Source organism: Nevskia ramosa DSM 11499 (genome assembly GCF_000420645.1).
GTDB lineage: Bacteria > Pseudomonadota > Gammaproteobacteria > Nevskiales > Nevskiaceae > Nevskia > Nevskia ramosa.
Map to the genome: position 1 here is coordinate 737,248 of NZ_ATVI01000005.1, position 12,985 is coordinate 750,232.

At 63.6% G+C, this 12,985-nt stretch carries 5 protein-coding genes and 1 other RNA gene; 1 reads left to right on the forward strand and 5 read right to left on the reverse strand.

What is annotated here, in order from left to right; genetic code table 11:
• Positions 1-14 precede the first annotated feature (14 nt).
• From G513_RS0104095 to smpB, 4 genes are all read right to left on the reverse strand, one after another.
• Positions 15-9,413 (reverse strand): type I polyketide synthase, encoded by a 9,399-nt coding sequence (locus G513_RS0104095; protein WP_022975553.1) that lies wholly within the window; start codon positions 9,411-9,413, stop codon positions 15-17.
• Positions 9,414-9,678: 265 nt separating this feature from the next.
• A complete protein-coding gene (locus tag G513_RS0104100) occupies positions 9,679-10,497 on the reverse strand; it encodes a sulfatase-like hydrolase/transferase (protein WP_022975554.1) in 819 nt (272 codons plus the stop codon).
• Between the two features lie 412 nt (positions 10,498-10,909).
• Positions 10,910-11,265: a transfer-messenger RNA gene (ssrA, locus tag G513_RS25325) on the reverse strand.
• A 380-nt stretch (positions 11,266-11,645) separates the two neighbouring features.
• Positions 11,646-12,140 carry an SsrA-binding protein SmpB gene (smpB, locus tag G513_RS0104105; RefSeq protein WP_022975555.1) on the reverse strand — a complete coding sequence of 165 codons (495 nt, stop codon included), beginning with the start codon at positions 12,138-12,140 and terminating at the stop codon, positions 11,646-11,648.
• A 47-nt stretch (positions 12,141-12,187) separates the two neighbouring features.
• On the opposite strand from smpB, the gene G513_RS0104110 reads away from it, so the two are divergent.
• Positions 12,188-12,451: an RnfH family protein gene (locus G513_RS0104110; RefSeq protein WP_022975556.1), complete on the forward strand. Its 264-nt coding sequence runs from the start codon at positions 12,188-12,190 to the stop codon at positions 12,449-12,451.
• A 13-nt stretch (positions 12,452-12,464) separates the two neighbouring features.
• Here G513_RS0104110 and G513_RS21280 read toward each other — a convergent pair whose 3' ends face one another.
• On the reverse strand, positions 12,465-12,902 hold the full coding sequence (locus G513_RS21280) for an outer membrane protein assembly factor BamE (protein WP_051144349.1): 438 nt from the start codon (positions 12,900-12,902) through the stop codon (positions 12,465-12,467).
• Positions 12,903-12,985 lie beyond the last annotated feature (83 nt).

Here is a 12,985-nt window from a genome sequence, read left to right on the forward strand (position 1 = left end):
GCGTTCGGCAAGGCTCAGCTATTGCCGGCCAGACGATTCAGCGCCGCGCTCATCGTGCTTTCGGCATCGCTGAACGCCAGGCGCACACGGCCGCCGGCATCGATGAACTGCATGTCGTAGCGCACGCCGGCATCGTGGGCCGCCGGCTTCATGCGGATGGCGATGCGCAGCTTGCCGGTGACCGGATCGTTGCCGTAGCGGGCGACCTTGCCGAAGCTCGACGGCAGCGCCGTCTTGCCATGCATCACCCGGCCCCAGACCAGCGCCAGCTGCGGGCCAGTGTCGACCAGGCCGAAATCGAACAGCCAGCGAGCGCCATCGCCGGGCGCGCCAAGCATCGCCGATGGCGAGGTGGCGATGACCGTGGCATCGATGCCTTCCATCGACATGCAGGCGACTTCGGTGACCAGCTGGAACTGCGGGCCGTGGAACAGGTGATCGGCGTACATCATCGCCGTGTCCATCGGCGCGCCGCTGTTCAGCACGGCCGCCGGTTCGGCGAGCGGCGCTTCCGGCACTTGCGGCAGCAGGATCACGCTGCAGCGGTAGCTCGGGGTCTTGCGCGGCGGATCGAACAGTTCGACGGTGACCGCTTGCGAGCCGGCATCGGAATGGGTGGACGAGCGCGCGCGCAGCAACAGTGTCTTCTCACTGCTGTCGCCGTCCAGCACGATGCCGGAGAACGCGCGCAGGTCACGAATCTCGACGACCTTCCACTCCGGCCAGCCCGCTGCTGCGAACTGCGCCATGTACTCCAGCGCGGTTGCCGCCGGCATCACCGGCTTGGCATCGAGGCGGTGATCGCCGAGATAGGGATCGCTGTGCAGGCTGATCGTCTGCTCGAAGACCACGGCGCCACCGGCACCCATGCGCAGCGGCTGACGGATCAGCGGCAAGGCGCCGGCGTCTGCCGTTGCGGCTTCAAGCACTTCGCCGCCCAGGTCGCGATCCCAGGGACCTTCACCGGCGACCAGTTCGACATCCTTGCGCGGGCCGTAGGCTAGCTCGTCCATGAACCAGCGACGGCCGGCCGGCACCGGGATCGGCACGATGTTGCGAGCGCGGAAGGCATCGCGAACCTGCTGGCTGGCCATGCCGGCGTCCCAGGGACCCCAGTTCACCGAGATCACCCGCACGCCGTTCCAGCGCCGGTGCAGCTGCCAGGCGAGGCGGTTCAGGGTTTCGTTGGCGGCGGCGTAGTCGGACTGGCCGGTATTGCCGAAGCGGCCGGAGACGCTGGTGAACAGTGCCAGCAACTGCAGGCCTTCAGGCCGCAGCTTGGTCGCCAGCGTCCAGGCGCTGTCGACCTTGGTGTCGTAGACGCGATCGAAGGACTCTGGCGTCTTGTCCGGAATGCGCTTGTCCTCGATCACGCCGGCGCCATGCAGCACGGCGTCGATGCGGCCGTACTGGGTGTAGATCGCGTCGATCAGCGTGCCGAACACCGCCGGGTTGCGGACATCGCAAGTGCGGTAGTCGACGACGGCACCCTTCGCCGTCAGCCTGGCGATGTTGCTGCGGATTTCGCGATCGGCAAGCACGGCGCGCAGTTCGCGTTCCAGCTCCACCGGCGTCGGCTTGCGGCCGGCGGCGAGCACCTGAGCCAGCAGCGTCTTCTTGAGTTCCGCTTCCTTGGCGATGCCGGCCGTGGCCGGGCTTTCGATGCCCGGCAGCGCCGTGCGGCCGAGCAGCACCAGATGCATCCCGGGCCGGACCAGTTCCTCGGCGATTTCGGCGGTAATGCCGCGAGCGCCGCCGGTGATCATCACCACCCAGTCGCCCGCCGGCGCCAGATGCGGTGCGAACGGATGATCGGATACCGCTTCCGGCGCATGCGTGTAGCCGTAGCGCTGGCCTTCGGCGTAACCGATTTCGGTGCGCACTTCATCGACCGCCAACTCATCGATCAAGGCATCGACGATGGCATCCGCCGTCGCTTCGGTTTCGAAGTCGACGAGGCGGGCGCGCAGTGTCGGAATCTCCTGCGTCGCGCAGTTGAACAGGCCGACGGCAGCACCCGCCTGCGGCAAGCTGCTGCCTTCGGATTCACGGCCGAGACTGCCGCCGAAACGGCTGGCGGCCAGTGCGACCGATGGCCCCGAAGCGAGATCGCTCATGGTCTGCTGCAGCAGCCAGAACAGCGCCTTCGCCTGCAGCGCGCTCTGCTGCTTCCAGCTTGCGAGATCGTCTGCAGCAACCGCGTTCAGCGTAGCCAGATGCACGAAGCCGGTGACCTTGCCGTGCTGCTTGCGCAGACCGTCCAGCGTCTTCGCAAGCGCGGCCGGCTCGATCGCATCGCTGGCCGCGATCACGGCGGCCTTGCCGCCCGCCTTGTCGATGCGCTTGGCAAGCTTGGCAGCGATGCCTTCGCCGTCTGCCGTCAACAGATACAGGCCGGCAATGGCATGGCGCTGCCTCGACAGCGGCACGCGCCGGGCACGTGGCACATAGCGTGGAATCGTTTCGCTGACCGCGGTGAACTGCACCACAGCGCTGACTGCAGCAACTGCAGGCGCTGCAGCAGCCACGGCCGGCGCCAGCGTGCCGACGGCATCGAGGATCGCGTTCAGCGAACGGGCGCGGGTGAAGCGCTCCATGCCGGCCTGCATGGCATCGGCCTGAGCCGCCGGCAAGGCCTTCTGCATCGCGCCGAGAATTTCCACGCGCTTGATCGAATCGATGCCGAGTTCGGCTTCCAGATCCTGATCGAGGCCGAGCATGTCGGTGGGGTAGCCGGTGCGGTCGGCAACGATGTCGAGCAGCAGCGCAGTGAGGCTGCCGCGGTCGATCGTGGCGACAGGCGCTGCTGCGCTCGCTACAGGTGCTGCAACGGCCTGAGCCGCAACAGCTGGCGCGGCTGGCGACAGGCTGGCCGCCGCATCGAGGATCGTGTTCAGCGTACGGGCGCGGGTGAAGCGCTCCATGCCGCTCTGCATCGCCTCTGCCTGCACCGGCGGCAAAGCCTTCTGCAGCGCACCGAGGATTTCCACGCGCTTGATCGAATCGATGCCGAGTTCGGCTTCCAGGTCCTGATCGAGGCCGAGCATGTCGGTGGGATAACCGGTGCGGTCGGCAACGATGTCCAGCAACTGCGCTTGCATTGCGGCGCGATCAAGACCTGCGACGGCAACCGCTACGGGTGGTGCAACCGCGACGGCTGCGGCCACTGGAGCGGCAGTCGCAGCCGGTGCCAGAGAGGCTGCCGCATCGAGAATGGCGCTCAAGCTACGGGCGCGAGTGAAGCGCTCCATACCGGCCTGCATCGCATCGCCGATCGCTGCCGGCAGTGCTTTCTGCAGCGCACCGAGAATCTCCACGCGCTTGATCGAATCGATGCCGAGTTCGGCTTCCAGATCCTGATCGAGGCCGAGCATGTCGGTGGGATAACCGGTGCGATCGGCAACGATGTCGAGCAGCAGCTTCTGGGCGGCGGCACGGTCGAAGGACGCTGCGACTGGCGCTGTCGGAACGGCTGCTGGCAAGACCGCCGGTGCGCTGACAGCAGCCACCGCAGCCGAAGCCGGGATGATCGCCATCGCGGCGCCCAGAATCGCGTTCAGCGAGCGGGCGCGGGTGAAGCGCTCCATGCCGGCCTGCATCGCGTCGCCGGCAGCGGCCGGCAAGGCTTTCTGCAATGCGCCGAGGATTTCCACGCGCTTGATCGAATCAATGCCAAGTTCGGCTTCCAGATCCTGATCGAGGCCGAGCATGTCAGTCGGATAACCGGTGCGATCGGCAACGATGTCGAGCAGGATCTTTTCGACCTGCGCCTGATCGATCGCCGGCGCGGTGTTGGCTACCAACGGAACTGCAACGCTGGCGGTGGCGGGCGCAACGACATTGGCCGAAACGCCGAGCCTGGCCAGATCGGCCTTGGCGGTATCGAGAATCGCGGTCAGCGTGCGGGCGCGGGTGTAGCGCTCCATGCCGGCCTGCATCGCGTCACCGGCGGCGGCCGGCAGCTTTTTCTGGAAGGCGCCGAGAATCTCGACCCGCTTGATCGAATCGATACCGAGTTCGGCTTCCAGATCCTGATCGAGGCCGAGCATGTCCTGCGGATAACCGGTGCGATCGGCAACGATTTCGAGCAGCGCCGCGGTCGGGTCGAAGCTGACTGCGATGGCTGCCGGTGCCGCCACAACGACGGCTTTCGGCGCTTCTGCCTTGGCAGCTGCAACGACTGGCGCGGGTCTTGGCGCTGGCGCGACAACGGCCGCAACCGGTGCCGCGATCGGCATGACCGGCAGCGTCGGCAAGCTTGAAGGCGCAGCAGCGCTGCCGCCGCTGAGGAACTGCGACACGACGCGCTCCTGCAACTGCAGGAACTGACGCATCGTCTGCTGATAGGCCGCGAGCGCTTCGGCGCCCAGCGCTGGGCTGACGGAAGACGCAGTGGCAGCCGGGATCATCGCGGCAGTCGGTGCGGCGGCAGAGGCGGGCGCCTGGATCGTGACGGTACGCTCGATCTTCAGCTTGGCCTGCATTGCCGCGAGCGAAGCGGCGTCGTAAGCCGGCAGCTTGCCGGTGCGGAACGAGGTGTCGGACTGCTCGCGGGCGCAACCGCCGCTGATCATCCAGGCGTGCTTCGGGATCGCTTCCGGCTTGATCAGATCCGCAAGCTTGGCGATATCCAGCAGTTGCGGATCGCGGTTGTCGAACAAGCGGCTCAGTGCCACCGGCACGCCGGCGACGACCAGTTCGGCCAGGCCCAGCAGCAGACCGCGGATGCCGCCGCCGTTGCCGTCGAGCGAGACACAGACGGCGTCCTTGCCAGCAAGCGTGGCCTTGGCCATGTTCGCGCAAGTGCCTTTCGGACCAAGCTCGGCGAATGCGCGCACGCCCGCTGCGTACATCGCCTCGATTTCGGCGACGAATTCGACGCTGTTCAGCAGATGGCCGTCGAGCGTTTTCTTGATACTCGCGACATCGGACGGATAAGGCTTGGCAGTGGTGTTCGAGTAGACGGTGATACGCGGAACGCTGATCGCACTGGCGGCGATCGCGGCCGACAAGCCGGTCTGCGCCGCGGCCACGAGCTCGGTATGGAAGGCGCCCGACACGGCGAGGCGAGTGACCCGCGCGCCGCCGGCTTCAAGCGCCTTCGCGGCCAGCTCGACACCGGCTGCCGGGCCGGAAATCACCGCCTGTTCCGGCGCGTTGTGGTTGGCGATCTTGACGCCCTTGATGCCGGCAATTGCAGCAGCAACGGTTTCGCGCCTGGCCTGAACGGCCGCCATAGCGCCCTTTTCGCTGGTTTCGGAGGCATCGGCCATGCAGCGACCGCGCACTGCCGACAGCTTCAGGAAATCGGTTGCCGACATCGCACCCGCGGCATGTAGCGCGGCGTACTCGCCATAGCTGTGACCGGCTGCGGCGACGGCCGTCAGGCCCAGGCGCTCGGCCAGACGGGTGTAGCCCAGCGACAGCGTGCCGATCGCAGGTTGCACGACGCGGGTATTGGTCAGCGCCTTGCTCTGAGCCACTTCGGCATCGGCATCGAACGCCGCTGGCGGCATGATCGTCCGCGACAGCAGTGCGGGGAATTCGGCGCGCAGAGTCGCATCGGCGAACTCCAGCGCAGCGCGCAGTTCCTCGACATACAGCGCCGTCTCGCGGCCCATGTTGACGGACTGCGAGCCCTGGCCCGGAAACAGGAAGCCTAGCTGCGGCGCCGTCGTCGGCACGCTCTTGCTGAAGCGCACCGATTGCGGCAGCGGCTTGCCGTTGCCGGCGAGGCTGGCGATGCTGGCTTCGAGATCGGCGAGCAGGCTGGTGAAGTCCTTGGCGACCAGCGCCAGACACAGCGGCGAGCCGGCACGCGCTTCAGCCTGCTTGGCCAGCGAGTAGGCGAGGTCGCGGAACTTGACGTTGCTGCCAACGCGGAGTGCCGCGACAAAGCGGCCGAGATCGCCGGCCAGCTGAGCCTCGTCCCTGGCGCGGAACACGAACAGTTCCTGTGGCCAGCGCGTAGCTCCGGCCGGCGATGCGGAGATGAAATTTCCTGCGTACTCCTCGAGCACTGCATGGAAATTGGTGCCGCCGAAACCAAAGGCCGACACGCCGCCACGGCGCGGATGATCCGGATGGGCGATCCACGGCCGCGCGTCCTTCAGCAGATAAACCGGGGCGTTCGGATCGGCAATGATGTCGATCGGTTTGTCGACGCCGTAATGCGCCGGCAGGGTGCGGTGATACAGCGACATCGCCACCTTGATCAAGCCGGAAACGCCGGCGCTGGCCTTGGTGTGGCCGAGCAGGGTCTTGACCGAGCTGATCGCGACCGTTTTCGGCGCAGCACCTTCGGCCGCCAGCGATTCGGTGATCGTGCGCGCTTCGGCGCGATCGCCAACCGGCGTGCCAGTGCCATGCGCTTCGGCCATGCCGAGCGTCGCCGGCGAAAAACCGGCGCGGGCATAGGCGCGTTTCAGCGCCAGCTTCTGGCCTTCCGGACGCGGTGCGGTGAGGCCGAGGGCACGGCCATCACTGGAACCGGCGACCGACTTGATCACCGCATAGATGCGGTCGCCCGCGGCCTCGGCATCGGCGAGGCGCTTGAGCACGATCACCGCCAGGCCTTCGCTGATCGCGATGCCATCGGCGTTGGTATCGAAGGTTTTCGGCTTGCCGTTCGGCGACAGCGCCTGGGTCTTCGAAAAGCACAGGAAGCCGAACGGGCTCTGCACGGTGTCGATGCCGCCGGCGATGGCGACGCTGGTGCGGCCGGCTTCAAGCTCGTTGACGGCGATCGAGATCGCGGCCAGCGAGGACGCGCAGGCGGCGTCGATGGTGAAGTTCAGGCCACCGAAATCCATGCGGTTGGTGACCCGGCCCGCGGCCACGTTCAGCAGGGTGCCGGCGAACGATTCTTCGGTCCATTCCGGCAGGCGTTCCCAGACCGTCTTGTCGTCGATGTCGACGAAGCGGGGCAGTTCGGCACGCACCGCGTACTGGGTGCCGAGATCGCCGAGACCACCACCGGCACCGAGGATGACGCTGGTGTTCTCGCGATCGAAATCACCATCGCTCATGCCGGCATCGGCGAGGGCACGACGGGTGACTTCGAGCGTCAGCAGCTGCATCGGGTCGATCGACTTCATCGACTTCGGCGGAATGCCGTAGGAAATCGGATCGAAGGCCACTTCGTCGAGGAAGCCGCCCCAGCGCGAATAGACCTTGTCGCGGGCCTTGCGGTCGGCGTCGAAGTACATCTTCCAGTCCCAGCGATCCTTCGGCACTTCGCCGATCACGCAGACCTGGTCGACAATGTTTTCCCAGTATTTCTCGGCGTTGGTCGCCTTCGGCAGCAAGGTGCCGACGCCGACGATGGCGATGTCGGAAGGCTTGGCTTCCTGCTTGCGCGTCGCCTTGCCAGCAACCACGGCCCGCAGCATCGCCATGCCGCCTTCGGTGACTTCGCGGTGCAGTGCATCAAGGGTGACGACGCTGTCGCGAAGCGTGGCGACCTGGCCGATCATGAACATGCCGTCCTTGTACTGGTCGGCTTCGCTCACCTCGACGATCTGGCCGCTGGCATCGCGATTCAGGCCTTTCGAGGCCACGCGCATGCGGCCCATGTTCATGTCTTCGAGGCGGTCGCGCAGTTCATCGGCGCCGACGCCTTCGCGCAGCAGTTCCTTGCGCGCATCGCGGAATTCACGGAAGAACGGCGTATCGACGCAGCGCGTCGAATGGCCGGGGCCGGTCTCGAAATTGACGGTCTTGTCGCAGCTGATCGCTGCGTCGCGGAAGCCCTTGACCACGGCACCGCTGTCGACGATTTCCTGGGTGAACAGGTAAGCGGTGCCCATGATGCAGCCGACATTCATGCCGCGCGCCGCGAGCGGTGCGGCGAGGGCGGCGAGCATCGCGCCCGAGGCCGCGTTGTGGATGCCGCCGGCAAATAGGATGTGATAACCAGACTCGCTGCCCGGTTTCACGTCGGCAAGCAGCACTTCGATCATCTGCTCCCAGAGCGGGAAGCTGGCCAGCGGGCCGATGTGGCCACCACATTCGCGGCCTTCGAACACGAAGCGCTTGGCGCCCTGCTCGATGTACATCCGCAGCAGCGCAGGCGCTGGTGCGTGGATGTAAGTCGGGATGCCTTCTTTCTCGAAGTGCGCGGCCTGGTCAGGACGGCCACCGGCAATCAGCGCGTAGGTCGGCTTGCACTGCCAGACCGCGGCGATCTGCTCTTCACGCAAGCTGTGCGGCACGAAGCCGAGCAGGCCCACGCCCCAGGGCAGCTCGCTGCCATCGGCCTGGGTCATGCGCGCCTTGGTCTGCTGGAGCATCTCCAGAATCTGAGGGCCGCGATAAAGCGCCAAGGCCAAGAACGGCAAGGCGCCGTTCTTCGACACCTGGTAGGCGAATTCGGGCGAATCCGAAACGCGGGTCATCGGCCCCTGGGCGATCGGGAACGCTGTGCCGTGCGACTTGGCCAGGGCGCCGCCCGGTGCCATGAAACCGGTCGTGACAGCGGATTCGACGTGCTTGAGGCTGGCCTTGCGCACGGCCTGAATGAAGCGGCCGACGTTCCGATACTGGCTGCGATAGGTCGCTGCGAGGCCGATGCCCTGGCCGATCGGCATGAACTGCTCGCCTCCGTTCCAGCCCAGGTTCTGGCTCAACTTCACGCGCCAGTCGGCGAGCGACAGGTCGCCCGATTCGACGCGATTGTTGTCGTCTTCTGCCGCCTTCAGCGCTGGAGTGCCTGGTCGGCTGTAGACGCGGCAGGGCAGATCAACCAATTCGCCGAATAGCCGGGTCTCGGCGCCGTTCAGGCGCACAAGCTCGTTCTGCAATGTTTCCGGCAACGGCGATTCGGCGAGCAGCAGCAGCTGATCTTCGAAGATCACGCCGGCTGCGCCCATCGCCCGCAAGGCTGCGGCGCTGTGCACGCCGATGCCGCCCTGAATGTAGATCGGAAGAGTATTGGTTTCGGCAGTCTTGCCGAGCAGCTTCTGGGCAAGGATGTAGCTGGTATCGGCGCCGACCCAGCCGCCCGCTTCGTGACCCTTGGCAATCACGCCGTGATGCGCGAACGGGAACAGGCCGATGTGGGCCACATCGATGACTTCGACGAGCACTCGATGCTGGCCGCCCGGTGCGAGTGCGGCGGCGATCTGGGCCTGCTGCGCCGGCGTGCCGGTCAGGATCAGACTTAGGCCGCGATCGCCGGCTTCTTCGATCAATCGGCCGGCAAGCGGCAGATGCGCGATGTCCGTGCGCAGGCCGATACGGCCATCGGTTGCCGACAGCAGACGGGAAAAGGCACTGGCAGCGCGGAGATCATCCCGGCTGAATTCAAGATCGAGGACACCGGTGCCGCCGGCTCGCGCCGTCGCGGCTGCGATTCCGGGGTGGGCTGAGTCAGCCGGGGCTATGGCGAATACATCGAAACTGTCGTGAAGCACTGCCGCTCTCCCTGTTCATTGACGCGGCCACATGACCTTGAATCCCGCCCGACCCTCAACTTCTCGCGGCGCGTGCCGATACCCCGTCCGAAGACGGCGGTACCGTTCTGACACGCTCTTGCTGACTATCCCGAGTCGGCAGATGCACGCCAGCGGCCGCAGCACCCCGGTCGTTGTCGCAAGGTGCCCGTGTTCAATACTTCCCTGTCAGCGCGACGGTTCAAACCTGCCGTCGCTTGGTCCTCATACTGCGATGAGCGGCTGACTAACGCTTCTTGCCTTCCAGAAACGGAACTTCCAGCACTTTCTCGTGAACGATCGGGCCGTGGCCGAAATAGCCACCTTCGCCAAAGCACTCACCATGATCGGCCGTGATGACGAAATGCGTATTCAGCGGCGCTTTCGCGATCAGATCGTCAAGCACTTCATCGACGTATTCGACGCACTTGATCTGCTGCTTGTGCAGATCGCACATCTGCTCCTCGTCGAAGAACTTGTCTTCAGTCTCCGCGCCGAGGTTGTCATCCATGCGCTTGAACACACCGTGCACGCCGGAGATGTGCGGCATGTTCTTCGGGTCGAGCATGAACGGGTAATGCGTTTCGCCGAGATTCAGGAAGTAGAACTGCGGCTCGGACTTGTCGAACTCGATCTGCTTGACCATGCCGGCGAAGTCGTTGTGATTCGCCATCAACTTGTAGTCGTCGAAATGCTTGTTCAGATGCGAGAACGGATTCAGCACCGGCAGCGAAACCTTGGCCGAAGTGCGGTAACCGTTCTGCTGGAGCACATGCGGCAACGAAAGCTGCGGGATGAAACTCTTGAACGAAAGGTCCTTGACCGCGAGCCGATCAACCCACAGCGAGAAATCCTTCTTGTAGACCTCGGACGCGAACACGCCCTGCGGGCTCGTGTGCGGAATCATGCCCATCAGGTAGGTGTAGTGCGAAGGGCTCGTCCAGGACGCAAACGAATAGCGCTTCGAACCGACCCCGATCCTGTCCATATTCGGACGTTTGGCGGCGAGATAGCTGTCATAACGGCAGCTGTCCATGACAATGAAAACGAGGTTGTTGGCAGTCATCGCTGTACTTTAGCTGAATGATTCAGTAGAGGGGAAGTTTACCGGCAGTTTTTTACAGTTATGTCACTGGTTACGTATATTCAGACAAGAGCTAAATCCTGTTGTTTCGGAATTGAGAAAATGTTTCAAAACAATGTCGAGATTTGAGCTGCCACATGAAACCGCGACCGCTTGTAACGATTGCCGAATGTTGGCACACGACCCAGGTGAATTTCATGGATGACGCGTGATCGGGAAAAGTTGAACTGATGCTTAGCTTAAGCCGTTTAGCAATAAGTGCACCAGAAGCGGAAGTTATCCAGATCGCACCGCTCAAGGGCCATTGCAGCGGGGCCGTGACTGACTGTGGCGTCATGAAATCTGGCCGTCAGTCCCATCAACAAGAAGGCCGCTCGCTGGCGGCCTTTAAAAATGGTGGAGGTGGCGGGAATCGAACCCGCGTCCAACAATCTTCCGTTCTTCGATCTACATGCTTAGCCAGTCTTTATTTTTCGTTGGTCGCTCCCGGACAGGCACGGAACGCGCTCACTTATTCACTTTGGGTTTTAGCGTATCGGCAAGTGACCTGCCTTTATCGCGAGTTGATGAGAGTCGACGGCTGCTTCCGGGGCATCAACACCACCGGGGCAACCGCTCGCCGGGATTAAGCGGCGAGGGCGTAGTTAGCGTCGTTCGCAACTAGCTTGGTTGCTTTCAAGTTTTACGAGGAAGAAAGCACCTCGGCATGCACGTCGAATTTCCAACCGCTGTCGAAACCATGTCACCCCCAGCGGCGGTAACAGTATCACAGTTATGAAGTCTTGAGCCTTCCGTGATCGCCAAGTGAAATCGGTTGGCTAACAGCGATGTTACTGATAAAAATCGGGAAAATGGCAAAAGTAAGGCAATTGGTATCGGCAAGTCCATACCAGAAAAGGATTTTCAGGAAATTATCCGCGTCGGATTAAACAGTTACTGATGCTCCGAAACCTTTCCCAACTCAATATTCAGTGCAATGTGAATTTTAAGTTGATGCGCCAAGTGGCGTTCTTCGAATGAACAGGCAAAAGCGGCAATTTTTCTCAAACCAATTGCCCCGTTGCCGTGCATCTGCACAGGCAGTGAACGAGGCTGCACGAACATTGTGCGGGGCCTCGAGCCGAGGCTGATCAGCTGTCGTGCCGCATGGTGCGGCCTTTCTCGCGCTGCCAGTCCCGATCCTTCTCGGTGTTGCGCTTGTCGTGCAGTTTCTTGCCTTTGGCGAGGCCGATGTTCAGTTTCGCGCGGCCATGGGTCCAGTGCAGGTCCAGCGGCACGATGGTGTAGCCGGAGCGCTCGACCTTGCCGCGCAGCAGATCGATCTGGCGCCGCGACAGCAGCAGCTTTCGGGTGCGCGTGGCGTCCGGCACGACATGCGTGGAGGCCGACAACAGCGGATTGAAATGGGCGCCGAGCAGCCAGGCTTCACCGTTCTTCATGATCACGTAGGCTTCCGTGATCTGGGCCTTGCCGACTCTCAGGCTTTTGACTTCCCAGCCCAGCAGCACGATGCCGGCTTCGAAACGATCCTCGATGAAATACTCGAAGCGGGCACGCCGATTCTCGGCGATCTCGCGGTCCGCCGGTGCTTCCTTCTGCTTGCCGTTACGCTTGGGCTGATTCATCGTCGGATTATAGAAGCCTGCGGGAGCAGCCCATCGGTGGAGGACAGGTGAAGATCGAAGTGCTGAGTCACGAAGCCGGCGGAATCCGGCGACTGACGCTTGAACTGCCCGAACCGGCAACCGTCGGCAGCGCGTTGTCCGCCGCTGGCCTGGGCCGCGACTGCGAGGCGAGAGTGGGGATGTTCGGTCGGCTGTGCAGCGCCGAAGAAGCGATCAGCGAAGGTGCCAGAGTCGAGGTCTACAGAGTCTTGCTGGCTGATCCGAAACAGGTGCGGCGCCAGCGAGCCCGGATACGACGTCCGCAAGCGTGATTGAGACGGACGCTTACTTGTCCTTGTCCTTATCCTTTTGCGCCTCGTCGGAAGGGTCCGCAGATTTCGGATCCAGCGGCGCCGTGTCGATGATTTCTTCCTTCTGCTCGCGGGAAACGCCGTCGTTGCCAGCCGCCGTGCCGGCGTTGGCGATCTGCACGCCTTCCATGCGCGTCAGCTTCTCGGACTCGAAGAACAGGCTGATCGTGCGGCTGGAGACCTTGCCGCGCGGATCCTTGTAGTAGCCAAAGTAATCCCAGCGGTCCGAACGGAACGGCGAGGAAGCGATCGGCGTGCCGAGCAGGAACTTCACCTGTTCGCGGGTCTGGCCGACCTTGAGCAGATCGAACTGCTTCTGCTCGATGACGTTGCCCTGACGTGTCGGCAGCTTGTAGACGATCGCACAGCCGGAGAGGCTGAAGGCCAGGACGGAAAGCAGGATCAGACGCATGGGCAGGGTATTGAGGTTGTGACTCGAAAACGAGGTGCGATAATAGCGCAAGCTCCGTTTCGTCACTCCCGCCTGAAGGAAAA

Excerpts from the sequence above, each read along its gene's own strand:
- G513_RS0104100 (WP_022975554.1), bottom strand. The coding sequence starts at position 10,497 with ATGACTGCCAACAACCTCGTTTTCATTGTCATGGACAGCTGCCGTTAT.
- smpB (WP_022975555.1), bottom strand. The coding sequence starts at position 12,140 with ATGAATCAGCCCAAGCGTAACGGCAAGCAGAAGGAAGCACCGGCGGAC.
- G513_RS21280 (WP_051144349.1), bottom strand. The coding sequence starts at position 12,902 with ATGCGTCTGATCCTGCTTTCCGTCCTGGCCTTCAGCCTCTCCGGCTGT.